Raw genomic sequence first — 26,059 nt, 5'->3', positions numbered from 1 at the left:
ACACTCATATTTTCACCTGCTGGACGCAGGGTTGAGCTCGCGTGACTTGTCCTCAATAGAGGAAGGGATGACCCGAGAAGCCAGTCAGTCTTTAGCTGAGTGGTAGTTCACATTTCCAGCTGTGAGATTCCCCTTCTAATCGTTTCTGAGGATTTTCTTAGTATCTCATACTGGCTTTCATCAAGTTTGAGTTCCAGGATTTCTTCTATCCCGTTTGCTCCCAGTTTTACGGGCACTCCGAAGTAAATTCCTTCCTGCCCATACTGCCCCTCAAGATATGCAGACGCCGGAATAATGCGTTTTGAATCTTTAAGCACGGCTTCTGCCATGCGCACAATGGCTGCAGACGGGGCATAAAATGCACTTCCCTGTTTGAGAAGTCCTACGATTTCGGCTCCTCCATTCACTGTCCTTTCTACAAGCCTGGCAATTGTCTCCTCCGGAAGCAGTTCCGGAAGTGAAACTCCTGAGACTGTGGTATACTGGGGGAGGGGAACCATAAGGTCTCCGTGGCCTCCTATAACCATTGCCTCAACATCCTTTTTCGAACACTTCAGTTCTTCTGCTATAAAGCTTGCAAAACGACCTGCATCAAGAACTCCACTCATCCCGAATACCTTTTTTGGCTCAAAGCCCGTTGCTTTCATAGATACATATGTTATAATGTCAAGTGGGTTTGTGACATTTATAACAATGGAGTTCGGAGAATACTCTGCAATATTTCGGGATACCTCTCCTATTATTTTTGAATTGGTTTTAATAAGGTCTTCCCTGCTCATTCCGGGCTTTCTGGCAATCCCGGCTGTAATGATCACCAGGTCAGAGTCTGCAATGTCTGCATAATCGTTAGTACCTGTTACCTGTGTATCATAATCATTTATTGCCCCTGCCTGCATTAGGTCAAGAGCTTTTCCCTGTGGTAGTCCTTCCACAATATCTGTCATGACAATTTCGCCCAGTTCCAGTTCGGCTAGCCGCTGGACTGTGGTCGCACCTACATTTCCTGCACCAATTACGGAAATTTTAGCCATTACTTGCACACCCGTATAAAATATTCATTTGCAGGAAGCTTTCTTGATTCCTGCCTGTAAAAATCGATCATGAATTTCTAATTGGTTTGGTGGTAACTATATCTTAGTATTTATTTTTTTGGCTTTCTAGAAGTCCTGAACTTGTATTTTTCCCCAATCTTATTAAGTCGGACTCTATAAACCCTCTTTATGTTTTGCCCCCGCAAGAAATAAAGAGTACGTTATATTATCACTAGCTAAGTATATTAACCTTGTCGGTGTGAATCCGGAACGATTCCGTACGGCAAGGTCGACTCTTAAATACATGTCCGAACGAATTGACCCAGATTAATGTCTGTTTAGAGAACAGTGTCTATGTTCTGACCATTTAATGTAGGGTTTATATTTATTGAAAGCCACTGTCTGCGTTCTATATCACTTTCAGTCCTCATGCAGTATTTTTATTAAAGATCACCTACAATGGTTCAGGGGAAAAATGCTAAAGAACACATATATTCACATTCCGGGCGTAGGAAAAGCTCTTGAGCAGAAGATCTGGGCTTCAGGAATAAATACCTGGGAAGAGTTCCTGGAAATGGAAGATAGAATCTCAATTCCTTTATCAAGGAAAACCAGAATATGTGACGAAATAAAGATTTCTTCTAAACATCTGGCTGCAAGAGATTGCTTCTTTTTTTCACAGCGTCTCCCTTCTGCAGAACACTGGAGGACTTATTCTCTGTTTTCTGACTCTGTCGCTTTCTTTGACATCGAAACCACAGGGCTTTCCCCCAGCAGGGACAGGATTACCGTTGTTGGAATCTATGATGGGAATGAGTCCAAAATGTATGTGAGGGGAATCAATCTTGATGACATAGTGGAGGAATTTTCAAAATACAAGCTCCTCGTGTCCTTTAACGGAGCCCGCTTTGATATTCCTTTCATAAAATCCGAATTTCCCGAAATCGAATTCAAGCAGCTCCACATCGACCTGATGTATCCGCTCAGGCGTATAGGGTATGGCGGAGGTCTCAAAAATATTGAAAAGCTGCTCGGGATCTGCAGAAGTGAGGATACGGACGGTATGGATGGATTTGATGCGGTCCGGCTCTGGAGGAAGTATGAGAAGGGCGATAAGGAAGCTCTGGACCTGCTTCTTAAATATAATCAGGAGGATATAGTAAATCTGAAAACTATTATTGAACTTACTTACCCGAAAATGGTTGAAAAAGCTTTGAAGACGTGAAACAGTGCAGTTTTCCTATCAGGGTGTCGCCAAAAAGTAGAAATGTTAGCAATATGTATATATTGTCAGTTAATAACTTATGCACTTCCTATTGCTGTTCTGGATTTTGGCCTTACTGATTCACTGCTAACTTTTATGGCAAAATCTTGTATGTAAATCTTGTATGTAATTGAACAGGCTCGCTGTGGTATTGAACGTTATCTATATGCTCTGAAATAAAGGGGAATTTAATGGCAGTAACACTGAAGTTCGGGGATAAAGTCACTGTGGCGGATGTAAGAAAACTCCACGATATGGAAGATGTGGTATTTGATAGGGAATGGTTTGAAAGGGTAGATGAAAGAAATAAAGACATGTACTATATGTTCAGGGATCTTGCCAAAAATGATGCAGATCTTGAGAACATTAAAATCCACCACCTCAGATATGACATTACAAGAATCCCTCCAGGAATGCTTGGGTCAGAATACATTAAAACCGTAGGTCACTACCATCCGCAGGTTCCTGGAACAAATGTTTCCTATCCTGAGATTTACCAGGTGCTTGAAGGTTCTGCTACTTATCTACTGCAGAAAGTGGAACCTGGAGAAGAGGATATTGTTCTGGATGTGGCAGTAATCAAAGCAGAAAAAGGAGATATGGTGCTTGTCCCACCCGGGTACGGGCATGTTACAATAAACGCTTCAGAAAAGACTCTTGAGATGGCAAACTGGGTTTGTCGGGATTTCTCTTCGGTCTATGAGCCTGTAAAAAGACTTTCCGGAGCTGCCTATTTCCTTCTTAAAGATGGCTTTGCCAAAAATCCCCTTTACAGGGATATCCCATCCATTCGTTATCTCAAACCACTAAGCTTTGATGAACTCAGGCTTGATTCCGGAGAAAATATGTATGATCTTTTGCATAGAGCTGACAAACTAAGATTCTTAACGGCTCCGCAGGACTTTATGGGTTTCTTAGCGGGAGTGTTGTGAAAAGGATTCCGAGTTTCTCATGATATACACGAGCTCACGTTCTAATACATTTTTCCTGAAGACTCCTCTGAGAAACCTTAATTTTTATCTTTTTTTATTATAGCCTTTAAGGCCGGGAACTTACAGACAGATGGTTGATACCAATCGGGAGGATGTTTTTCCTTCATATTAATACACAACTTATAATAGGTATAAATACTTTCAATTACAGGAGGGTTGAAATGCAAAAAAATGGATACCGTATTCAGTTTACATCATCCCGAATCAGAGATCTCATGTACAGGACTACATTTGATCCGAAGAAAATGGATGGAGACGTCATACTTAATCTCTCGCTTATCGATAAAAAAGATCTGGACGATGTGCTCGGGATCTTCAAGATGGTTATCTCAAGCGGACTTTCCGTGACCCCTTACGTAAAAGTAATTTCCGAAGGGGAATCAATCGGAAACCTGACCATTGAAAACGGAAAGGTAGGGATCGGGACTGTTTGCAGTATAACTATCGACGGCGTACTGCTAAAAGCAGGAATTCCTGTAAATCCGAAGCTTGGCGGGGTTGTCCAGATCCGAAACGGAATTCCTGTACGTTTTACCGATGTGCTGACATATGTAAGTACAACTGTAGATCCTCTGGAAGTCCTGATGTCTCAGGGAATCACTTCCGTATCTGAAATGCTCAGGACAGGTTCAGGCAAGGTTCTCGCAAACCTGAGGGAAGCTCCCATGGTTGCAAGAGATGTGATTGAAAGTAGCCTTTCTGACCTTCTGGATGCAGGCTTCAGCGGAATTCTGGAAGTAGGAGAACCAAACACAAGAGTTCTCGATGTCCCTATTGAGAGAGACCACCTCGGAATAGTTGTCATTGGAGGAACAAATCCGATGGCTGTTGTACAGGAGTATGGAATTCCTATAGACACAAGTGCAATGTCAAGGTTAATTTCTTTCAAGGAAATGAGCCGGATTGAAGATCTGGTCTGAAACCTGCTTATTACCTCTATTCCAGAAATTCCTGTCCTTCATTCACTGAGCCCTGAATTTGCTTTTCGTGGTATCCGGCTTTCCGGAACGATTTCCGGAGGGCAGCCTCCATTATCTTGAATTTGCTTTCCGTCGAAGCTGTTCTCCTATGAAAAGGTCCAGTTTTCGGGCAAACTCTTCTTTTACGTTCTCAGGAATAGTTGCCCCTGCGGCAATATCGTGTCCGCCGCCTGCCCCGCCAACTTCTGCCGATACAGTTGACATTGCTTCAGATAAGTTTACTCCTCTGCGGATCAGGTCCTGCGTCCCTCTTGCTGAGACCTTAACTCCTCCCTCTGTTTTTGCAAAGGCAATAATTGGAAGATTCCTGTTTTCAACTATTGTGGAACTCATGCCTGCAATTATTCCTACAATGGTTTCCTTTATCTGCGAACCTGCATCAAAGTACTGGATGTTATTGAGCTGAGTAATACCATTTTCTTTTACGTACAGAAGCCCATTAACGAGGTTTTGCCTGTGTTCAGCAAGCAGTTTTTTGGCATCTTCGTAGGCGTTTTCCCTGTCCCCCATGCAGACTGCAAGCCCGATGTCAGCATGGTCGTACCGGGCAGTAGCATTGAGAAGAGTGGAAAACTCTGATGCATCTCTCATTTCCGTACCTTCCTTTTCATTGAGAAGGACGTACACCTCGCCTATCAGGCGCTCGATCCTGTATGACGGTATTCCTGATTTAAGGCAATACTGGATAAGCCCTGAGACAATTTTCTGTTTTTCCGAAACCTCAAGTTCTATCCAGCGCCTCCAGCGCTCGTCCTGGCTGTGGCGAATATTCAGGGAATGAAGAAATTCGATGCAAGCTTCTTCATCTCCGGTAAGTCCGGGAAGGTAAGGATCGGAAGAGTACTGCAGAAGTTTGTAGATTGGGCGGGTCTGCTTTCCGAACAGGGTCAGGTCTTTTTTGAACTCAAGGTGCCCGCCTCTCACTCCTTCTTCCAGAATTTCCCTGTTAATCCCTACAAGTTGCCCCATTTTCAGGTGCTGCATATCCCCTACAGCCCCTACTATGGCAAGTGAGGAAAGGTCTCTGTTTTTTCCGAGGGCTGAAGCCAGAAGGTAAGTGGTTCCCGAACCGCTCAGTTCGTAAGAACCGTTCGCCCCAAAAAGGTGTGGGTTGAGGTGAAAATCCAGAGTGCCCTGAGGCTGGTGATGGTCTGAGACAATAGCATTGATCCCGCGGGATTTTATATGTTCGCACATCCCGCTTCCGAGATCCGTAAAAACTATTAACTCATGGCTTTCGTCTGCGAGAGTGTCAAGGGCTTTTTCATCGAGTTGCTTTACAAAACGTGCTGTATATTCGATATTTCCCCGTTCAAGAGCTGTGCAGATAATCCCTGCAGAAGTCAGTCCGTCTGCATCTATATGAGATACTACGTGCACTGACCTGTGTTTTCTTATCTCTTCGGCACACCTGCCTGCTTCTTTTCTAAATGCTTCCATAATTTCAGTCATTACTTTCTCCGAGATTCTCTGCTAGCCTCAGTTTAACTTTCTTTTTCCCAGCGATTTTTTCTTCCCCATTCTTTAGGGTTTATCATGTAATCTTTTCCATCCCTTTTCATTTCCGGAAAATTTCGGATTTCCTGTACTGTTAGTTTAAGATTTTTTGCATGATAACTCTTCTCCAGCTCTTCCCACGGGACCATATATGCTTCCCTGTCATGACCTGTCCCGAGGCGAAGCTCTACTGCAAGGAATCCCCTCCTTCCTGATCTATTCAGGTAGTCTGAAATCCTGTCTATTTGATGGATGCCTTTTTTGTCTACAGTAAAATGCTGGGTGAAGTAAAGTGCGTTTGCTCCTTTCTCCACAGAGATACTTTTACATTCGATCCCCAGGTACAGGTCAGGGTCAAGGGAATCTACAAGCACGTCAAGGAACTGAGAAGTAAACCTGTGCTGCTTAAGCCGGTAGGAGATGGCTCTTATGCCTTTTTCTTCAATGTATGCGTTAAATGAGTTTACAAGCACATGTTCGAACTCGGTCATAAAATCCATCTCCTGTTTTTCTCTATTTTACTTAAGCTTTTTATTTAAAACATAAGGGCAATGCCCGGGTTTATTTTTCTATTTTTTTCGGATAGCAAAGATGATACAGACGGGAAACAGATAATGAATTCCAGTAGCTATAGTGCATGCAGACAACAGATAATGAATTCCAGTAGCTATAGTGCGTGCGGACAACAGATAATGAATGCTGGTGGCACAGGTAATGCATACCGACGACAGATAATATGGGTTTCAGAGCAGGTTTCTGGTAAGAGTAAAGATGTTATCGGTCAGGTACTGATAAAAGTAATGCATATCAGGCTCAATAATATTCCTACGTCAATAATATTCTTGTATCACTGGTAGTTGCTAAAATGTACTGATGTATGAAATAAGGTTCCTGTATGAGAAAATATCTAATTACATCTAATTTGTTATTTCTAAAAGAAATTTTTATCCTGAAGGATAGTTTTCTTTAAAAGCTTGCTGGTGGCTGGAACTCTTAAATTAATTAATTTCCGAGAGACACATTTTCCGATATATTTTTCCTGTATCAGCTCTGGAACTTATAGGATTTGCTTCAGGACATATCTCTAAATATTTTAAAAAAAGTTTAAGCAGGGAATTCTGCCGGAGAATGGACGCCGATCAGGATTTTGATCGGCTTATTTAGAACTTTATTTTAATTCGATATGATAAAGGTTACAAACTCAGGGCTGAGCCTTGTTTCCCTTACAAGTCTTTCTATAGTGTCTTCATCGGAGTTTCCTTCTTCTTTCAGTTCCTTTATACGGTCAAATACATGTTGGGAAACTTCGGAATATTCGTTGATGTCTTTTCTGTGGCCCCACACATCGCCCTCAAGCAAAGCAATGTTCTGCATCGATAGATACATCTGTGCAGAACTGGAAATCGTTCTCTTGTATGAGCTCGGGATGTGGATCGCTTTTACTTCTGGACACTTCAGAATGAGTTTAAAAATGTCCTTGTTGGATGGTCTGAATGCAAGATGGACAATTTCCTCATTGAGTTTTAAAGTGTCAATTTCTTCTTTTGAGCTTACAACTCTAATTTTCATTTTTATCACCGCTCTTTCCAGGTTTTTTAGGGTTTAATTTAGGGTTTAATTTAGGGTTTAATTTAGGGTTTAATTAAGGGTTTAATTAGGGTTTAATTAAGGGTTTAATTAGGGTTTAATTTAGGGTTTAATTTAGGGTTTAATTTAGGGTTTAATTTAATGTTTCTCAGGTTTTTTAGGGTTTCTTAGGTTCTATTTAAGGTTTCTTTGGTTTAATTTCGGGTTTGTTTTTGTCGTTAAAATTCAAAACCTGAGTGGGGCTTTCGGATCTGATATATTACGTTTTTTATTATGTTAATGTCTCATAATATTTATTTTTTTATGAATGTTTTTTTTACTTTTATTTTAATCAAAAATTTATTCCTGAAGCCAAATCTCTTAATTGCCTTATTTTTGCTTTTTATAATTTTTTTTCGTTTTCAGGTTTTAAATTTCATATATTACGGATTTACCTTAAAATGTGGCCCGTATTTTTTTCCTGAAGCTTGAAGAGTATTTTTCGGAAAACCAAAAGTTGACATTTTTCTTTTTTTCATATAAATTGTAAATATTTTATACAATTTGTGAAGACGGGTATACGATATTGTACCATACTATTTAACATTTCTCTGTAAATCTCCCTGTGAAATCTGTAGATTCGAATGCGATGGACAGGGATTTCAGTTAACTAGTTATTTTTTATAGGCTGTTTTTCCTCATTTTGTAGGTACTAAGGACAGAATATTCCCCTCCCCAATCTTTTTTATATTTTTTATGTGCCATATAATCCCCCTCATTTTTTAAAATTGATGGCTCAACTGAATTTTTTTCATAACAATGTCTTTCGTCTCTGGTCAGTTAATTTTACTAACGCAGAAATTTTGACTTGCGCTTCAATATTATTATTCAGTTGACTTACTTTATTTACACAGTACTATTTATATTTTTACATTAATTATATTTGATAGACCTTATATCTTTAAAATATAAGTGGTTATTATAAGGGAAAAGTTATAATAGCCAATTTTATCAGTTTCTCTTTATTGCCTTGCTTGTTGAGGTTTTAGCCCGTTTTTCCTCTTTACTTTTTAGATCCAAATCGAAACCTCCTATACTCTATAACTAAAAAACCACAGTACTATTTTTATATTACTAAATTTTATTAAAACGTTTTTACAAATTAATATTTATATATTTTTCTTTACTCTTCTCTTTTAAACCCAAAATCTGAAATAAATTGTCAGGAGCAAGCTGATAAACAATCTCCATTTTTATAAAAAATCGTTTATATATACATGGGGTATAAAGGGAGTTGAAAAAATAGTTAGTGGGAAAGCCAGGCACTTGAAACATAATGTGGGGAGAAAACGGTAAGTGCTTAAGATGGCGTTTCCGGATGTATACTGATAGATGCTAGAAAAGCAAATATGATACCAAAAAGTCCCTGCAAGGACAACTGTTAACAGGAATATTACGGGTTCCAGTAACTCTGGATAGGTTCCGGAACCCGATAGGTTGTGTAAAGTATCGGGTTGGAAAACTCAGTTTAAGGTATGTAGTGGAAGAGGGCCATCTTTTTAGCCCCTCAGAGTTTTTGACATATAAGCTCCGTCAAGAGTATACCCGAGTTTTCGGTAGTATTCCCTGGCACCTATTCCACTGATTATTGCAAGTTTCCTGTAGCCGGATTCATATGCCGTTTTTTCAGCGTGCTCAATAAGTTCTTTTCCATAGCCCCGGTGCTGCCATTCCTTTTGTTTTGCCCCTTTTCCTACAGGTACCATGGAGCCGTAAACGTGCAGTTCTCTTATAAGGGCAGAGTCCTGCAGTTCCTGACGGTGGGGAGTCGCCGGGAAACGCAAACGCGTAAAACCTATCAGGATATCTGCCGAAAGGTCTTCAAAAGCAATGAAATGTTCTTTACCGTTACAGGCTTCGTAAGTTTCCATCGTAAGCTCGATGTCTTTCTCGTTTAGCCCTCTCCCTTTCAGGCTATTGTGCCCCACTTCCCTGCAGCGTATACAGTGGCATTTACCTCCCTTTTCCCGAAGTTTTTCCTCTGCAAGTTGCCTGAGGTTACTCTTTCTGACGCCTGCAAAGATTTGATTGGCGGGAATGTCACGCTGGATGCGCTGGAGTCTTACCCATTTAGGCAGGACAGCTTTTATGTCTGCAACAAGCTCTGCAGCCTCTTCGTCTGAAAGTGCCTGATATTCTCCGGCTTCCCACATCCTGTGCAGAGGGGTGCCTTCAGTCACAAGGGTTGGATAAATTTTGAGGTAATCCGGCATGAAACGCGGATCTTCAAAGAGCTTTTTAAACCCTCTCAGGTCGAGTTGTGAATCTGATCCCGGGAGGTGGGGCATCATGTGGAAGCCTACCTTAAATGCGCTGTCTCTTAATACCCGGTTAGCCCTGACAATTTCTGCAACACCATGTCCTCTCTGCATTCTGGTTAAGACAAAGTCATAAACACTCTGGACTCCAAGCTCGACTTTTGTTCCTCCAAGCCTGAGGAACTCGTCCACATGTTCTTCTCTTGCCCAGTCGGGACGTGTCTCAAATGTTATTCCCACGTTACGGATGTCCGCTATTTCGTTAGCTTTCTGAACCTCTTCAAGCGGAATGTAAGGGACTGATTTTCCGATCTTCCAGACATTTTCCCTCCATTCAGTACCTGTGAGATCGTTCATTGCTTCAAGGCAACGTTTGCTAAACCATTCCTGATAGTCGAGGCTGCGTGCTGAAAATGTGCCTCCCATAACTATCAGCTCTACCTTCTCCACATCATGGCCGATCTCCCTTAGCTGAGATAGTCTGGATTGAACCTGGGCGTAAGGGTCGAACTCGTGTTGAATAGCTCTCATTGCTGCAGGTTCTTTTCCCATGTAGCTCTGAGGGGATTTAAATGCTGATTTTGGGCCTCCCGGGCAGGGTAGACAAACCCCATGAGGGCATGGGGCGGGAGAGGTCATTACAGCAATTACTGCAACTCCGGAAATTGTCCTTACGGGTTTTCGCCTGAGGAACTCCTTTATTAGGGCTCGCTCTTCAGGTGTACCCTGCATAATTATATCTCCATTTCTGGGCAGGCTGGCAAGATGATGTAGCTTACTCACATCTTTTTTTTCTTTGTTCAACTGGACTTCGTCTTTTATTTCACCGGCAAGTACCTTTTCAAGTACACTTCTGCAGGCCCTGTTATAATCAGCTTCCTTCATTTCATATTCCGTCTTTCCGGCATTTATTCCCGGCTATTTCTTTCGGCAGCAGTTTTAGATAAAGGTGTTTTGAGACCGATTTCTAAGTAATGGAATTCCCTTATGTAGGATTCTTTAAATTTTCGTTGGTCTGAATTCTCAATAAACTTGCTTTATGTGACTGCTCCCCTCATTAAAATGAGGGTCATCTATCGGTTTTACGAACAGACTGCAATCCCAGTCTGAGAATATTGATAGAAGCATTAAGATCACGGTCAATAGACAGACCACAGAAAGGACACTTATGAGTTCTTTCTGACAGATCTTTTTCTACCAACATACCACAATTAGAACACAACTTTGAAGTATTCTTAGGATCAACAAGTATTACTTTTCTACCAGCGTTCTCAGCTTTGTAGGAAGTATAAGTTACAAGTTTACCCCAGGCTGCATCAAGGATATGCTTTGCCAGATTGTGATTTGTTGACATGTTCTTAATGTTAAGATCTTCAAAACAGATTGTACCGTAATTATCAACGAGATTTTTGCTGAGTTTTTGAACGAAATCTTCTCTTTTGTTAGAAATGCGTTCATGTACTCTACATAACGATTTATTCAATTTAGCTCTTTCAGGAGTTCCTTTTTCAGTTTTGGAAAAACTTCTCTGAACTTTAGCCAGAGCTTTTTCTTCTTGAATGTAGAATCTAGGATTTGGAATGTAAGTTCCATTTGATAAAGTTGCAAAAGAGAGGATTCCAACATCAATACCTACTGACTTATCAGAATATTCAAGTGGTTGATAAGTTTCAATATCAGTGAGGATTGATACGAACCATTTTCCGGTTGAAGTTCTCCTGATAATTAAGCGTTTAATATTACCATCAAGTGGTCTATGCATTTTGATTTTTATGTCTCCGATTTTGGAGAGGGTTAACATATTACCATTTAAGGAGAATCCAGATTGTAGGTAAGTAATACTGTCATACCAGCCTTTACCTTTAAATCGTGGATATCCTGCTTTCTCTCCTGCTTTAACTCTACGGAAAAAAGCTTGAAAGGCAAGATCTACACGCATAGTTACATCTTGAAGAGTATGAGAATGAACATTTTTAAGTTCTGGTTTATCTTTCTTCCAGATAGGGATCATTTTCTTAGAATCGTAATAACTGATTTTTTTTTGTTCAGATTCCCATGCAGTTTTTCTTAATGCCAAAGTTTCATTATATACCCATCTACACAGTTCCAAAGTAGAATTCAGCTTTGTAACTTGTGATTTTGTTGGATAGATTCTATAACGAGTTACTTTAGGCATAATGCGGTATTAGGCAATTTTACCTAAATAAATGTTACTATGTCGAAGTTGACGGGTTGTATCCCACCATTGAAATGGCGGGGATTAGTCCTTATTGCTCCTAAATATTGAAACCTGCTGCTGTACCTCTCTAAAAAAAGATAATTTTCGATCTTTATCTTTTATACTAAAGATCGTTTGTTTGAATTTTCATTTTTTATTGTATAGCACACTCAATTTTTGCTGTTATATTATATTATATCTATAGACACAACGTCGAGTATAGTATATGCATAATGAAGACTGAAACATCTCGCAGGCATGTCTGTATCGTGTGCTTGATTATTTTCTCCAGATCTTTTTATTTACTTCTGTAACCATCCACAGGTCCAGTTTGATCAGCAGATGTCGTATCCGATGATAAAAGTCCCCTGCCCTACCTGTGGCTTGAGACCCATTACAGATCTGATGTACTCGTCTGAAGGGGTGGATGGGGACGCGAGCACGGTATTAGCCACGTTGCTCACACATTCTACTTCTTTACAACTCTGGGGAGGGAGTACAACAGTCATCGGTTCTTTTTTTGTGCTATGCGGCTTTGGTACTGCATTTCTGTAAATTACAAAATTTCCCATCACCATCATATCCTTGCACTTTTTACACTCCTCAAGTTTTTCGGGGTCATAGACATCTTCACCTACTTTCTCCCCATACTGCATTAGAATTACATTTGGTCCTTCAGGCCAGACGTAGTCCATGTTGGTTGTAAAGGCAATGATTACCTGGCGTTTGAAAACCTCTTTGATCCCCTGGTTATCTCCGACTCCCATGCCCATCAAGACCGCCCCTTCGGCTTTTTTCTCGAGCTCAAATATTTTCTCTTTATCTTCTTCATTCAAAATGTACGTATCTTCCACGCCTTTGATGGCTTTAATCCTGCAGAGGACATTCTGGATAATATCTTGACATTCCAAAGCTGATACCCCATGTTGTTTTTAATCCTATGTTGCATTGTTCAGGTATAAAATATGATCTTATATAGGTTATCTGTATAATGTCAGGTGCCTTATTTTCAGGGCATCCTTTCTTCAGATTCTTTTCGACTCTTTTCTTTTATATATTTTTCTTATATTATATTTCCTCTCTTATATCGTCAATTTCTAATATTCTGTATGATTATACTATACACCGAGTAAAATAGACATTTTTTTACTTTTATTATTATAAAACTAATGAAAGTCCGTGCGAAAAATAACTGAATTGTTTCAAAAGTTTATTTTTACTTTTACCCCCAATCCTCGAAGTTTGCCAGCTTTACCGGACTAATTTCTAAACTGCCACTTTTCCTGCTGTCCGTGTGTTCAGTATCTAGAGTACATGTAATAGACAGCCTATTATGGAGTATTCAAACACAGTCTCTTTTTAGAAGATGCCTGCTCACGTATAATCTGGGATGTATTAGACTGTCATACTAATAATGCCCTGCTTCGGTTCTGCAGTTGAGAAAAGGATGGCATGTGCGAAGTGCCGATATTTTTACCTGATTTAATAGGTTTTCAAAATGGATCAACATTGAATAAATGGTGTTTTTACATAATCGTTTTTTAAAATTAGTATTGTTTCAAATTATTTAGTTACTCCTCTTTAAACACATTACCTTTTTTCCATAGTGTTTTATAAGTATTTCTACTTCATCTTCTCTGTTAACCTCTGACGAATATTCTGCCCGGGTTCTTTCGACATTTACCGTCATTTGTATCGTTGTTTTGCGCTTTTCTTCTTTAATTCCCCTGAAATAGACCACAAAAGATTTAATAATGCAATTATTTTATAGAACACTTGTAATCCAATTTAGAGGGATAAGGAGGGAATGAAATCCTCTTCGGCAATCGACGAAATGGATGAGTCTGATTTGGTGAAGAATGGTGAAACCCTTTAAGTGTTTGATCCCGACACTTCTTCTTACATACGATATATCTTAACAAACATGGAGGAAACAATAATATGAAGAGATTTGCAGCAGTATCACTGGCTGTTCTCATGCTTCTCACTGTATTTGCATCCGCCGCAAGTGCAGCAGACGTAATTGAGATCCGTGGCCCAGTGTACAACGGCTCTGATATCAACGACATTATTGATACATATGGCGCTGGTAACACCCTTACAATCGATGCAACTAAGTTTGCAGCATTTTACTATGACATTGACGATAATGTGACAACCGAAACCCTTTCCATTGTTAAAAAACCTGACACTAAAGACAATGTCATTGGAGAAGGCGGAATTGTCTACTCAACAACCATTCAGAATGTTGCTTACGAATATGAAAATGCAGCCGCTGGCTGGAGCAACTACAGCCTGATCGGTTTCTTCGCAGAGAAGTACATCCCGATCAACCCTGACAAAGCTGACAAGCTCGCAAAGCTCGTCCTTGACAGCGATGACAAGTACACCATCAGAACCGGCGAACTCCTCGACCTCGGCGAAGGCTATGCTATCGAAGCCAAGCAGGTCGATGTTGACGGTGAGAAAGTCTGGCTCGAATTCACCAAGGACGGAGAATTTGTAGATGACGAAATCATCTCAGTCGGTACCGGTGACAACACCTGGGAAGTCGAACTTGATGACGTGCAGGACGAAGACGATGTCGTTGTTCTCAGAGTCCATGTCAACCAGGTCTTCCAGGGCGCAGTAGACAGCATTGCCCAGATCGAAGGTCTCTGGCTCATTGACTATGCAAACGCAATGACAATCGAGTCTGACGACGAATTCGGCGAACTCAATGATGTTTCAATCAACGGTAAAACCCTTACCATCACCAACGAAGACACCTTCACCCTTACCAGGGATGACGCAGATGAAATCGCTGAGGGCATGTTCTTCAAGACCGCTGACACCAGCTCCAATGTGCTCAGGTTCTACGTCATGAAGGAAATCACAGAGCCCGGCACCTATGAACTCAGAGGACAGGTCGCCTCCGGCGCAGGTGACTTCACCTGGGATGCAACCAAATTCGCTGGCTTCTACTATGACATCAACGACGATGTCTCCACAGAATCCCTCAAAGTTTCCGGTATTAAAGGAAACGTTATTCCTGAAGGCGGCCTCGTTTATTCAACCACCATCAAGAATGTTGATTACGAGTACTCCAACGCAAAGGCAAACTGGGGACAGTACCCTGTTATCGGCTTCTTTGCAGAAGAATACATCCCACTCAACGCTGACAAAGCTGACAAGCTTGCAAAGCTCATCCTTGACAGCGATGACAAGTACACCATCAGAACCGGCGAACTCCTTGACCTCGGCGAAGGCTATGCTATCGAAGCCAAGCAGGTCGATGTTGACGGTGAGAAAGTCTGGCTCGAATTCACCAAAGACGGAGAATTCATAGATGACGAAATCATCTCAGTCGGTACCGGTGACAACACCTGGGAAGTCGAACTTGATGACATCCAGGACGAAGACGATGTCGTTGTCCTCAGAGTGCACGTCAACCAGGTCTTCCAGGGCGCAGTCGACAGCATTGCCCAGATCGAAGGTCTCTGGCTCATTGACTACGCAAACGCAATGACCATCGAGTCTGACGACGAATTTGGTAACCTCGACGATGTTTCCATCAACGGTCCAACCCTCACAATCAGCAATGAAGACACCTTCACTCTGACCAGGGACTCCGAAGAGGAAATTGGTCAGGGCATGTACTTCAAGATCGCTGACACCTCTGCTAACGACCTCAGGTACTACCCATACGTTGAGAAGACCATTGGCGACGAAGGTCCGGAAGTAGATGAAACTCCATCTGAGACCGAGCCTGCAGACGACAATGTGACTGAAGTAGTCACTGAACCCGTAGAGGGCGAAACTGAACCCGTAGAGGGCGAAACTGAACCCGTAGAGGGCGAAACAACCGAAGAAGAACCAGCAGACACTCCTGGATTCGGAGTTGTTCTTGGTCTTGTCGGACTCCTTGCAGTTGTTTACCTCGTCAGGAGAAACAACTAAATTTTCTGAGTGAAGGGTTTTCTTAATCCTTCTCTCTTTCAATTCTTTTTTGAGTCTACTTTTTGCAGATAACTTTTTATTTGCAGATTTCTTAGTTCTGAAGATTTTTTTAATTCTGAAATCCTGATTCTTTAAACCCCTGGTTTTTCTGTTCTTGATTTGATATGTGCCGTTGCCTGCGAGATTTCCTTTTCCGGAAATGCCATAAAATTCACAATCTAATTAGGACAGAGGACATCGGTGAACTCTGGTTTTGCTCCTCGTTTTTCCATTAATCTATTATATATTATGGCTAATATATACTATCACCTGGATATATATGGGGTGCCGGATTTCCACAAAGCCAAAAAAAGTATAGCTTTAATATTTGTATTTGCGGTTTTGATTATCGCGTTTTCAGGCTTCGTGGAAGATAATACTCTGTAATCCAATTTAGAGGGATAAAAGGGGAATGAAATCCTCTTCGGGAATAGACTAAATGGACAAGTCTGATCTGGTGAAGAATGGTGAAACCCTTTAAGTGGTCGATCCTGACACTTCTTCTTACATACGATATATCTTAACAAACACGTGGGGGAAACAATAAAATGAAGAGATTTGTGGCAGTATCACTGGCTGCTCTCATGCTTCTTACTGTATTTGCATCCGCCGCAAGTGCACAGGATGTAATTGAGGTCCGCAGTTCCGTGTTCAACGGCTCTGATATCGACGATATTATTGATACATATGGCAACGGTACCATCCTTCCAATCGATGCTTCTCTATTTCCAATATTCTACTATGACATTGATGACAATGTATCAACCGAGATTGTTTTCATTGTCGATGTTCCGGGCACTGAAAACAACGTTATTGGAGAGGGTGGCCTTGTTTACGTAACCACGATTCAGCCGATTGGATACGAATACGATAACCCGGCTGCTGGCTGGAGCAACTATAGCATGATCGGTTTCGGCGCACGGAAGGCCATCCCACTCAAACCTGACAAAGCTGACAAACTTGCTCAGCTTGTTCTTGACAGCGATGACAAGTACACCATCAGAACCGGCGAACTCCTCGACCTCGGCGAAGGCTATGCTATCGAAGCCAGGCAGGTTGATGTTGACGGTAAGAAAGTCTGGCTTGAATTCACCAAAGACGGCGAATTCGTAGATGACGAAATCATCTCAGTCGATACCGGCGACAACACCTGGGATGTCGAACTTGATGACATCCAGGACGAAGACGATGTTGTTGTTCTGAGGGTGCATGTCAACCAGGTCTTCCAAGGTGCAGTCGACAGCATCGCCCAGATTGAAGGTCTCTGGCTTATTGACTACGCAAACGCAATAACTATTGAGTCTGATGATGAATTTGGAGAATTAGATGATGTTTCCATCATGGGTGATACTCTCATGATTACCAACGAGGACACCATCACCCTTACCAGGGATAGCACAGACAAAATTCTTAATAACGTGTCCTTCAAGACAGCTGACACCAGCTCCGATGTGCTCAGGTTCTATCTCATGCTGGAAGTCAAAGAGCCAGGTGTCCATGTGATCGGGGGAGCAGCCTCCTTCGGTGCAGGTAACTTCACCTGGGATGCATCTAACTTTGCAGGCTTCTTCTACGACATTGATGACAATGTCGAAACAGAATCTCTCAGTGTCTCCAACATTGACGGAAACGTAATTCCTGAAGGCGACCTTGTTTACGAGACAAGCATTGAGAACGTTGCCTACGAATACGATAATGCAGAAGAGGGCTGGAACCAGTACCCTGTTATCGGATTCTTCGCACAGAAGTATGTCCCGCTCAAACCTGAAAAAGCCGACAAACTTTCAAAGCTCGTCCTTGACAGTGATGACAAGTACACCATCAGAACCGGCGAACTCCTCGACCTCGGCGAAGGCTATGCTATCGAAGCCAGGCAGGTTGATGTTGACGGTAAGAAAGTCTGGCTCGAGTTCACCAGGGACGGAGAATATGTTGATGATGAAATCATCTCAGTCGATACAGGCGCCAACACCTGGGAAGTCGAACTTGATGACATCCAGGACGAAGACGATGTTGTTGTCCTCAGAGTGCATGTCAACCAGGTCTTCCAGGGCGCAGTCGACAGTATTGCCCAGATTGAAGGTCTCTGGCTCATTGACTATTCAAACGCAATGACCATCGAGTCTGATGACGAATTTGGTAACCTCGACGATGTTTCCATCAACGGTCCAACCCTCACGATCAGCAATGAGGATACCTTCACCCTGACCCTGGACTCCGAAGAGGAAATCGCTGAAGGCATGTTTTTCAAAATAGGTGACACTCCTGTCAATGAACTCAGGTACTTCCCATTCGTTGTGAGGATTCTCGGTGTAGGAAACGAAACCGTGGGACTTCCTGGATATAACGAAACCGAAATCGGAGAGGAAGTAACCCAACCTGATGAGGACGTAACTGAAACTCCAGGTGAGGGTGTAACTGAAGAACCAACTGAGGAAGCAACTGCAGGAGAAACTGAACCCGTAGAGGGCGAAACAACCCCGGCAGAAGAAGGTGCTCCTGGATTCGGAGTTGTCCTTGGCCTTGTCGGACTCCTTGCAGTCGTCTACCTCTTCAGGAGGAACAACTAAATTCTGAGTGAAGGGTTTTCCTTGCCCTTCTCTCTTTCAAATCCTTTTTTGGTTTATTTTTGCAGATAACTTTTTATTTGCAGACTTCTTAGTCCTGACAATCTTTTTAATTCTGAAATCCTGATTCTTTAAACCACCCGGTTTTTCAGGGTTTTACGGATCAAGGTGAAATCCCATGAAAAAAAGTATAGCTTTAATATCTGTGTTTGCGGTTTTGATGATCGCGTTTTCAGGCTGCGTGGATAACAACACCCCTGCAGTTAACGGGACAGATTCGGACAATCCGGAAACAAACGCAATTTCTGATGAAGATATAGCTGGAATAAGTACACTTGAAACCCTTCCTGCAGGCTTTGAGTACGTTGATACCATTCCGCTCCCCACAGATGAGACTAAAAGCGATTACAAAGCTGAAAATGTCTCCGGGGTCCTTAATGTCTCCGAAGGGATCTACAAAGATTCTAACGAAACTAACTATTATATAGATGTGATCGAGCTTGAAAATGAGGAATCTGCAAATAATTTCATCACGGCATACAAGGCTTCCTTCCCTCCATTAAGTGAAGGCTCCCGTTTTACGGATGAGTCCTTTAACGGTCACTCCGCTGTGAAAATCACCGAGTACATAACATCCGGAGGAGAAACTGTTCCCAGATACTCCTATATCTGGAGCAATGAAAACTATGTGATAATAGTTTTCGGAAATACTGCTGAAGAAGCTCCTCTCAGGCAGCTGGCAGAAGCAACAGGATACTGATTTCTTTCAGTAAAGCTGACACCTTTCAGCTTTTTTCCTTTCTTTTTTCTTATCTCTTTTCTTATCTCTTTTTTTCTTATTTCGGTTCTTCGTTATTTCAAGTGGGTAATTTACATTCATTTCCGAAATGCTGAAGTGACAGGTATAAAATATAGATACATTTTTTGTTGAAAATCACATTCAAGCTTGATGTTTCTCTTTTTGGCTTTGTTACGTTCTAACTAAGCAATTATTTTCAACCCACACAAAACAGCGAAGAGCCCTTATTTCTTTTTCCTTAGTCCGTATTAGCTCTCTTAAGCGAAGCTCACTGCTAAAACTCATAAATTAGTCCTCTTGAGCGCAGCGAAAAGGACTGCGTACTGTTGCGATTACATCGCAACTCCCAGGAAATCTCTGATTTCCTGTGATCCCGAGGCGCAATTCGGGCTAGACGCAATTCGGGCTAGACGCAATTCGGGTGGGCAAAAAGAACGGGCATCCCTAACTACACAGTTGATATACACAATTGATATCTGGCATCAGGTTTCCAGCATGCCTAATGCTTTTGTTTTTATCTACGGCACGTAGGCGGGCTCAAGCAGGGTGCGACGCGTGGAAAGAAGGAAAAGGAGATACAACAAAAGGCCATTTCGGAATAATACCAACCCAATTAACCAGGGAGTACAAAAAGAGTAGTAAAGCGGATAAGAAAGAAACTCCGCAGAGTCTATTATACTTCGGTCTCTTATCCGCCATACATTTATTTTAAGTCGTTCACTTTATAAGCAAAACGCCTTTTCCACCAACGTTAACATCACCTACAAACTTGCGGTATGTAACGCCTTCGACTTCTTCTGTCCCTTCTTCTTTGTAAGAGGGAAGCAGATCGGATACCTCACCTTTGATGATGACTGTACCGTTCTTCATTTCGCTTGCAGGCATGGTTGCTTTGCCTTCAATGACTATTTTCCCGCCATTATTTGAGATTGCGGGAAGGAGCCCTACATCGCCTTTTACGAGGATCTCTCCTCCGCACATGTGTTCTCCGAGGTAGTCCTTCGTATTGCCATTGACGGTAATCTTTCCTCCGCGCATGCCGCAGGACTCTCCGCGGTAACCTGCACCTACGTAATAGGAAGCGTTTCCGTTGAGAATAATCTCTCCGCCTGCCATCTCGCAGCCGAGCCAGCTGTCAGCATCGCCATTGATTACGACCTTTCCACCCTTCATGCCAGAGCCGCAGTGCATGTCCACGTTGCCGTTGATCTCGATCTCTCCGGCGCTCATGTTCTGCCCGATCCGCTTTATCCTGGAAACATCGCCTTTGAAAACGATCTTTGTGTTTTCCACGGAGTCGCTGCCTTCTACCTCTACATTGAAGAAGTCTCCGAGGGGACACTGTCCGTTTCCGTACAAGACAGGAATCGCTTTTATCTCTTCCGTGGTCTTGCCTGCAAAGTTGTCAGGGTTTACATTATCGGCTTCAATGGGGATTTTATTTGCTTTTTTGAGGGAAAGTTTTACAACCTGCATTTAGAACACCCCTTCTGTGCCGATCTCAACAGGCTTATGGAGGTACATATCCTCAACCATGTAATTGGATTTGCTCACAGTGTAGTACTTCTTGAATTTGAGGTCTATATCTTTCTGCATGGCGCTGTCTATGTTTGCAGGGACCTTCGCATTCACCCAGTAAGTCCTTCCTTTCGGGGTGGCTTCGATTTCTCCGTCTTTTACAACGACCACTCCGTCTTTCAGGGTATATGCGGTACCTGAGAAAGCTTTCTTAACTTTTTCGTACTCTGTAGTCGGGTCAATCTGGCCTGGGAGGATATCATAGATTGCAATATCTGCATCTGACCCTACTTTCAGGTTTCCTTTCTCGGGCCTGCTGTATATCTTTGACTGGATGCTCCTTGTCATGACAGCAAGTTCGTAGAAGTCCAGTTCTCTGTCGATTCCCGGCAGCACCATCCTGTCAAGAGCCATCTTGGAGAAGCCTGAGATAACCTCTGCTCTTCTCTTTGCACTCATCAGGTAAGTGAAGGCTTCAGGATAGTTCACGAAAGAGCCGCCGTTAGGGCTGTCTGTTGTGAACATGACTTTCCAGGGGTCTTTTACGAGCAGAGCAAGCTCAAGCCCGATAGCCCACTGAACTGCATTTACGAAGCTTTTTGGGGAATAGAAGAGGGGCACTACACCGGACGCGTCTTCAAGTTCGACATCCTGGTTGCTCCACTTCTCATGCAGCATCCTTGAGTTTGCGTATTCTACAGGTCCGTCTGCAGTCATGGTCACTGCAGGGCCAAAGATGACCTGTCCAAGGTCAAAAGTCAGGTGGTCTGCCCCGTTAATGTAATCTGAAACCATTGGGGCCCCTGTCTCAAAGTCCCTCCAGGAAGTGCCTGCATAGGCGTTGAACTGCACGTGAGTAACGTGGAGAGACTGTCTGTCCCTGCTTGGCTTTACCTTTTCAAAAAGCTTCATGGTCTCTATGGTGGTTGCATAGTTTCCGGGCTTTCCAAGGTTGTTGCAGTGCACATGTACGGAGTGAGGGAGCTGCAGGCGCTCGTTGGCTTCTACAAGGCCCATGAGAATCTCTGCAGGGGTTACATCAAAGTTCGGGACGGGGTCATAGAGTCCGCTTACGTTCTTGCCCCAGCCCCAGGCTTCTCCGCCTCCGGGGTTTACAATCTTTACTCCGTACCCTCTTGAGGCTTTCAGGCCCCAGGCAATATAGGCTGCGAGTTTTTCAGGTTCTTTGTCCCTGATGTATTCCATTACCTGCCAGTTGCTTCCGAAGAGTGAGAGTCCCATTTTGTCTAGGATAGGGATTTCCTTAAATTCCTCATGGGTGTGCCTTGCAGAAAGAAGGGGGATTGCAGCCTCACAGATAGTTGTGTACCCGAGTTTTGCATACCTGTACCCGATTGCGTAAGTGTTTGGGGTGTTGTACCCTACCTGCGCTCTGGTCTTTTCAGTGCGTGCAACCTGGCCCGAAAGTCCGGGTACAAGGTTTTTCCTTGCATCGTTGGGGTTCATGAAGCGGCCCACGTTAATTTTACCTGCACTGTGGGTGTGCCCATCAAAGCCCCCTGCCATGGTGAGCTTGCCTTCTGCATCGATAACCTTCGCATTTCCAGAGACACTGTCTACTATCTTGCCGTCTCTGATGCAGATGTCCATAGTCTCGCAGTTAATTCCCTGCGCCGGATCACAGACGCTGGCGTTTTTAATCAGGATTTCCGACATCTTATGCACCTCTCTTCAGTTCCCTGACCTTTGTAGTCAGGTCTTTTACGATTTCTTCGTCGGTCTTGAATTCTGAATCAATCAATTTCTTCATGCGGAGGGAAATTGCGTCCATACGGTAAGCTGTCCCTTCTGCTTCGATTCCCACAATTGCCGATGGGATCACCACATCTGCAAGCTCGGTTGTAGGGTTGGCATACGGGTCAATCTGGATTACAGGAATCCTTGCAAGATGTCTGACTGCTTTTTGGGGAAAGTGGGCTCCTGCATCAGCTGCAGCTATAATTGCAGCGTCCGGCTCTTCACGCACAAGCAGGTCGTTTGCTCCGGTTTCTCCGGGGTTGTAATAGGGATATCCTTTTGCAAAGTCGATCGCCATCGGGAAACCTGTCTCCCAGGTTGCTACCTGCCCGAAACCGGTAACGTTATAGTGTCCACGCATTCCGATCATTACGGCTTTTGTGTGCTGGTTAAGGTCTGAAATGAGGGAAGACACGGCATCTCCGTTCTTGTACTTTGATCTGGACTGGGTGACTCCCATACCGAAGAAAATACAGACAAACTTTGCGTTCTTCAGAGTTTCTGCAAGCTCAATGATTTCAGCCTTAGGAACACCTGCAACGGTTTCCGGAATGACATCCTCATGCCCGTTTACGATTGAGCGGAGAGCAGTTACAAGGAGCAGGTCTGAGCCCTGTTCAATTTCCACATATTTATCAGCGAGTTTTGCAGTGTCAGTTTTTCTGACATCAATAACTACCATCGTCCTGGCTTTCCGTCCTTTCTCGGTAAAGAAGCCTTTTGAGAAGCTTGAGTAACGGGACATATGCCTGGGGTGCGCATGCACAGGGTTGCAGCCCCAGAATACGGTTACATCTGCCCTGTTCTTTATTACTCCAAGGGAGGCTGAAGGAGACCCTTTCTCCTGGGCAGCAAGGGCTGATGGCCCGTGGCAGACATTTGCTGTAGAATCTATGACTGAACCGGTTTCTTCGGCAAGCTTAATTGCTCCGCTGATCGCCTCACAGGAGGTAGAGCACCAGCCGTAGGAAAGTGTCCTCCTGGAATTTACCAGGATTTTTGCGGCAGCTTCGATTGCCTCCTCATAGGAGACAGGCACAAGTTCCCCATCTTTTCTGATCATCGGGGTTTCTATTCTGTCATGCTCGAACATGCCGACAAACTTGCTGTGCCCGAGAATGCAGGCATTTTCTATTTTTGTAATCTTATTGTCTTCAACAGTGACTGTGATATCGTCGCAGAGGGACCCGCAGAGGGAACATACTGCGTCTTTAATTACTGGCATATTTTTTCCTCCGAATTTTTCCAGTTTCTCCAGACCTGGATGAAAATGTGAATTTCTCGTTTCAGGGGATCTTTAATCTTCTAAATACTTCTTCATCAGGGACTTCATGTCCAGAGGCTTTTCATCCGTGACCTCGATTTCCGCAGGGACACCTTTGAATCCTGGCATCCCGCAGCCATGTGTGTCAGGGTTCAGCACTGCATTTGCCCAGGGACCCATAGGGATAAAGGCAAGGCCATCTGGATTCCCTTCATTTGCCTTTGCAAATACCACCACTTCCCCAAATTCGGTGGTAACCGTCAGGTTGTCTCCCTCAGAGGCACTCAGCCTCTCAAGGTCTGCGGAGTTCAGTTCGCAGTAAGCACAGGCATCAAAATAACCTTTGTGTGTTTTTGCTTCCAGATGTGCGCCCTGGTCGGCGGTCCTTCCGGATATGAGATTTGCTTTTATTTTCATGGAAATTCCTCATCTGGGATATAATCCAGGTATCTCAATAAGCTGAATCAATTGAATCAATTTTTTAAGTGTCAATTTTTTAAGTGTCAATCCCAAATTCTCTACTTTCTAACACCTTTTCGGCCTGAAAACTCAGGTGCCTTGCTCAGGACTGATGGTTAATCTGAGGTCGGGGACTGTCTCGAGAGATTTTAGTTTTGGAGTCAATGGGATATTGAGAGAGCTCAGTTTGGAATTAAATGCCCTGAATTAACTATTTAGTAAATAGTATTGTTGGAGCTGATTTATTGAAGACTTAACTTATCGAAAGTGTAATCGGAACTAATTCCCTCTGATAGTGATTTTTTAAAGGATTTACCGGCATGGAAAATGGAACCTTCCGGTCAGCTCCTTTGACTGAAGGTCTATTTCGATCATTCATTATAATTATATGATTTATATATATTTATCCAGATTTACATCTATTTACAGCCTATGTGTTTGGATATAATTGATCAAGTCCCTGACGGGCGCTCTTTCCTGCTTTCCCTGTTTTTAAAAATCGTCCTGAAAGCGTATATATCACTTATTAATTATATTTTTAATCGTTATATAGGCTATATCCAGATAATTTCCTTTTATTATATATTACCCTATTATGTCACCTCTAACATAACGTGTTCACTGATGCTCTTCATGTGTTCTGAGAACTGACCGTTTTATCTTTTCCATTCTTGAGTTATATTTTTCACATCAAAAATAATGAAAAACCCCATTTTCCCCAATTCCGATCGTTAACCTTTAATATATGTTAATACATTTGTGTGTTGCAAGCCCGGATAGCCTAGTCGGTTGGGGCGCCAGACTCATAGGGACTTTATATGAGGCGTCTTTAATCTCCTGAGATATCTGGAGGTCGCGTGTTCGAGTCACGCTCCGGGCACCTAAATTCTTTTTCTAATGCAATGTGCTTTCTGATAACTATTATTTTGAAAATTCACTTTAATTATGAGCCGATCCCAAAACTCAAAATTGCTTCTCCAAATCCCGTATTCAGAATAATCAATAGAGTTTATGATCATGAAAATAGTTCTGAAACTTTACTGATTTGAGAATAAAATTGGTTTTGGGATGAGCTCTATTAGTATAATTCTGTCTTATTGAGTTTCTTCTTTTCTGAACTTATGTTTATGGAAACAATACGAAGGTTGTGGAGGGCTGCATCAACGTCCTGGCACATCCGGTCATTTCAAGAAAGAGTCCTCTGAAGGGAATGCGAAAAATAATGCTTATGCGTCTCTTGTCCTCTCCCCGGAAGCTCTCTGGAAAAATGGGGATTTCAAGAGCCTTAAGCAGGATTCCCGTTACTTTAGTGGTGGGAGGAATGCGTAATCTTCGCAACCCCTGTTTAGGTTCAATATTCACACAAAATATATAGATAAGTTTATGTGAATATAATATACTATGGAATCTACTAAAACAATACAACTGAAAATTCTAAATCCAGATTTTGATTTAGTAGAAACCATGCAAAAATACACAAACGGCATGAATTACACATCTAACATCGTTTTCGAACATGGCAGAACAATACCTGCTATGAAATTACAAAAAATGGTATATCCTTATCTCAGAGAAAACATTGGATTAAAATCTCAGGTTAGTTGTAACATACCAAGACAGGTAGCAGGGACATACAAAACAATAGTAGAACTGGCAAAAATAGGTATGAGTTATTGGCAGAAAGTAATGTATTCTCCAACATCTATGACATTATCATACAAGAGAGATTACACGATAACTGAAAATTCAGTTAGTCTTACTACATTCAGTCACGGTAGAAAAACATACCAAATCCAGAACTACGAATACGCATTACCGTTTTTTAAAGACCCGTGGAAATTTGAAGCGTC

17 protein-coding genes, 1 tRNA gene and 1 pseudogene are annotated in these 26,059 nt (G+C 42.5%); 8 read left to right on the top strand and 11 right to left on the bottom strand.

Annotated elements, in window-relative coordinates:
- Positions 1 to 107: 107 nt before the first annotated feature.
- On the bottom strand, positions 108 to 1,031 hold the full coding sequence (mdh, locus tag EO92_RS10620) for a malate dehydrogenase (protein WP_048171492.1): 924 nt from the start codon (positions 1,029 to 1,031) through the stop codon (positions 108 to 110).
- A gap of 475 nt (positions 1,032 to 1,506) precedes the next feature.
- On the opposite strand from mdh, the gene EO92_RS10615 reads away from it, so the two are divergent.
- From EO92_RS10615 to nrpRII, 3 genes are all read left to right on the top strand, one after another.
- Positions 1,507 to 2,256, top strand: coding sequence for a ribonuclease H-like domain-containing protein (locus tag EO92_RS10615; RefSeq protein ID WP_048135811.1), 750 nt, complete (start codon positions 1,507 to 1,509; stop codon positions 2,254 to 2,256).
- Positions 2,257 to 2,486: 230 nt separating this feature from the next.
- Positions 2,487 to 3,227, top strand: coding sequence for a glucose-6-phosphate isomerase family protein (locus EO92_RS10610; protein WP_048171490.1), 741 nt, complete (start codon positions 2,487 to 2,489; stop codon positions 3,225 to 3,227).
- 221 nt (positions 3,228 to 3,448) lie between these two features.
- Positions 3,449 to 4,207, top strand: a complete 759-nt coding sequence (nrpRII, locus tag EO92_RS10605) for a global nitrogen regulator NrpRII (RefSeq protein WP_048171488.1) — start codon at positions 3,449 to 3,451, stop codon at positions 4,205 to 4,207.
- A 111-nt stretch (positions 4,208 to 4,318) separates the two neighbouring features.
- Here the strand turns inward: nrpRII and EO92_RS10600 are convergent, their stop codons facing one another.
- The 6 genes from EO92_RS10600 to EO92_RS10570 form a co-directional block, all read right to left on the bottom strand.
- A complete protein-coding gene (locus EO92_RS10600) occupies positions 4,319 to 5,719 on the bottom strand; it encodes a DHHA1 domain-containing protein (protein ID WP_048171486.1) in 1,401 nt (466 codons plus the stop codon).
- 32 nt (positions 5,720 to 5,751) lie between these two features.
- Complete coding sequence (locus EO92_RS10595; protein WP_048171484.1) at positions 5,752 to 6,255, bottom strand: hypothetical protein; 504 nt, start codon at positions 6,253 to 6,255, stop codon at positions 5,752 to 5,754.
- Positions 6,256 to 6,937: 682 nt separating this feature from the next.
- Positions 6,938 to 7,333, bottom strand: coding sequence for a DUF1699 family protein (locus EO92_RS10585; RefSeq protein ID WP_048136055.1), 396 nt, complete (start codon positions 7,331 to 7,333; stop codon positions 6,938 to 6,940).
- A 1,556-nt stretch (positions 7,334 to 8,889) separates the two neighbouring features.
- Positions 8,890 to 10,533, bottom strand: a complete 1,644-nt coding sequence (locus EO92_RS10580; RefSeq protein ID WP_048171480.1) for a tRNA uridine(34) 5-carboxymethylaminomethyl modification radical SAM/GNAT enzyme Elp3 — start codon at positions 10,531 to 10,533, stop codon at positions 8,890 to 8,892.
- A gap of 184 nt (positions 10,534 to 10,717) precedes the next feature.
- Complete coding sequence (locus EO92_RS10575) at positions 10,718 to 11,824, bottom strand: RNA-guided endonuclease TnpB family protein (protein ID WP_048171478.1); 1,107 nt, start codon at positions 11,822 to 11,824, stop codon at positions 10,718 to 10,720.
- Between the two features lie 377 nt (positions 11,825 to 12,201).
- The gene (locus tag EO92_RS10570; RefSeq protein WP_048171475.1) at positions 12,202 to 12,777 is read right to left on the bottom strand and encodes a hypothetical protein; all 576 of its coding nucleotides are present in this window, start codon (positions 12,775 to 12,777) and stop codon (positions 12,202 to 12,204) included.
- 1,030 nt (positions 12,778 to 13,807) lie between these two features.
- Between EO92_RS10570 and EO92_RS10565 the strand changes: the two genes are divergently transcribed.
- From EO92_RS10565 to EO92_RS10550, 3 genes are all read left to right on the top strand, one after another.
- Positions 13,808 to 15,805 (top strand): S-layer protein domain-containing protein, encoded by a 1,998-nt coding sequence (locus EO92_RS10565; RefSeq protein ID WP_048171473.1) that lies wholly within the window; start codon positions 13,808 to 13,810, stop codon positions 15,803 to 15,805.
- A gap of 587 nt (positions 15,806 to 16,392) precedes the next feature.
- Entirely contained in the window at positions 16,393 to 18,414 is a 2,022-nt protein-coding gene (locus EO92_RS10555; protein ID WP_048171469.1) for an S-layer protein domain-containing protein, read from the top strand.
- A gap of 175 nt (positions 18,415 to 18,589) precedes the next feature.
- The gene (locus tag EO92_RS10550) at positions 18,590 to 19,171 is read left to right on the top strand and encodes a hypothetical protein (protein WP_048171467.1); all 582 of its coding nucleotides are present in this window, start codon (positions 18,590 to 18,592) and stop codon (positions 19,169 to 19,171) included.
- Positions 19,172 to 19,927: 756 nt separating this feature from the next.
- Here the strand turns inward: EO92_RS10550 and EO92_RS10540 are convergent.
- From EO92_RS10540 to EO92_RS10525, 4 genes are all read right to left on the bottom strand, one after another.
- A complete protein-coding gene (locus EO92_RS10540; RefSeq protein ID WP_048171465.1) occupies positions 19,928 to 20,686 on the bottom strand; it encodes a formylmethanofuran dehydrogenase subunit C in 759 nt (252 codons plus the stop codon).
- Positions 20,687 to 22,405 carry a formylmethanofuran dehydrogenase subunit A gene (locus EO92_RS10535; RefSeq protein WP_048171463.1) on the bottom strand — a complete coding sequence of 573 codons (1,719 nt, stop codon included), beginning with the start codon at positions 22,403 to 22,405 and terminating at the stop codon, positions 20,687 to 20,689.
- A gap of 1 nt (position 22,406) precedes the next feature.
- On the bottom strand, positions 22,407 to 23,711 hold the full coding sequence (locus tag EO92_RS10530) for a formylmethanofuran dehydrogenase subunit B (RefSeq protein WP_048134852.1): 1,305 nt from the start codon (positions 23,709 to 23,711) through the stop codon (positions 22,407 to 22,409).
- Between the two features lie 72 nt (positions 23,712 to 23,783).
- Positions 23,784 to 24,167 carry a molybdopterin dinucleotide binding domain-containing protein gene (locus EO92_RS10525; RefSeq protein WP_048171460.1) on the bottom strand — a complete coding sequence of 128 codons (384 nt, stop codon included), beginning with the start codon at positions 24,165 to 24,167 and terminating at the stop codon, positions 23,784 to 23,786.
- Positions 24,168 to 24,979: 812 nt separating this feature from the next.
- On the opposite strand from EO92_RS10525, the gene EO92_RS10520 reads away from it, so the two are divergent.
- Together EO92_RS10520 and EO92_RS10515 are read left to right on the top strand one after the other, a co-directional pair.
- Positions 24,980 to 25,089: transfer RNA gene (locus EO92_RS10520), tRNA-Met, on the top strand.
- A gap of 521 nt (positions 25,090 to 25,610) precedes the next feature.
- Positions 25,611 to 26,059: pseudogene (locus EO92_RS10515) on the top strand (RNA-guided endonuclease TnpB family protein); the annotation flags it as partial.

It is taken from the genome of Methanosarcina sp. 2.H.A.1B.4 (assembly GCF_000979385.1).
Classification (GTDB): domain Archaea; phylum Halobacteriota; class Methanosarcinia; order Methanosarcinales; family Methanosarcinaceae; genus Methanosarcina.
The sequence above is the reverse complement of the archived record's forward strand: the minus strand, read 5'-3'. Positions and strand labels throughout refer to the sequence as shown.

Coding starts and splice junctions, on each gene's coding strand:
- EO92_RS10595 (WP_048171484.1), bottom strand. CDS start 6,255: ATGACCGAGTTCGAACATGTGCTTGTAAACTCATTTAACGCATACATT.
- EO92_RS10585 (WP_048136055.1), bottom strand. CDS start 7,333: ATGAAAATTAGAGTTGTAAGCTCAAAAGAAGAAATTGACACTTTAAAA.
- EO92_RS10535 (WP_048171463.1), bottom strand. CDS start 22,405: ATGTCGGAAATCCTGATTAAAAACGCCAGCGTCTGTGATCCGGCGCAG.
- EO92_RS10600 (WP_048171486.1), bottom strand. CDS start 5,719: ATGACTGAAATTATGGAAGCATTTAGAAAAGAAGCAGGCAGGTGTGCC.
- EO92_RS10525 (WP_048171460.1), bottom strand. CDS start 24,167: ATGAAAATAAAAGCAAATCTCATATCCGGAAGGACCGCCGACCAGGGC.
- EO92_RS10580 (WP_048171480.1), bottom strand. CDS start 10,533: ATGAAGGAAGCTGATTATAACAGGGCCTGCAGAAGTGTACTTGAAAAG.
- EO92_RS10540 (WP_048171465.1), bottom strand. CDS start 20,686: ATGCAGGTTGTAAAACTTTCCCTCAAAAAAGCAAATAAAATCCCCATT.
- nrpRII (WP_048171488.1), top strand. CDS start 3,449: ATGCAAAAAAATGGATACCGTATTCAGTTTACATCATCCCGAATCAGA.
- EO92_RS10610 (WP_048171490.1), top strand. CDS start 2,487: ATGGCAGTAACACTGAAGTTCGGGGATAAAGTCACTGTGGCGGATGTA.
- mdh (WP_048171492.1), bottom strand. CDS start 1,031: ATGGCTAAAATTTCCGTAATTGGTGCAGGAAATGTAGGTGCGACCACA.
- EO92_RS10555 (WP_048171469.1), top strand. CDS start 16,393: ATGAAGAGATTTGTGGCAGTATCACTGGCTGCTCTCATGCTTCTTACT.
- EO92_RS10615 (WP_048135811.1), top strand. CDS start 1,507: ATGCTAAAGAACACATATATTCACATTCCGGGCGTAGGAAAAGCTCTT.
- EO92_RS10575 (WP_048171478.1), bottom strand. CDS start 11,824: ATGCCTAAAGTAACTCGTTATAGAATCTATCCAACAAAATCACAAGTT.
- EO92_RS10550 (WP_048171467.1), top strand. CDS start 18,590: ATGAAAAAAAGTATAGCTTTAATATCTGTGTTTGCGGTTTTGATGATC.
- EO92_RS10530 (WP_048134852.1), bottom strand. CDS start 23,711: ATGCCAGTAATTAAAGACGCAGTATGTTCCCTCTGCGGGTCCCTCTGC.
- EO92_RS10565 (WP_048171473.1), top strand. CDS start 13,808: ATGAAGAGATTTGCAGCAGTATCACTGGCTGTTCTCATGCTTCTCACT.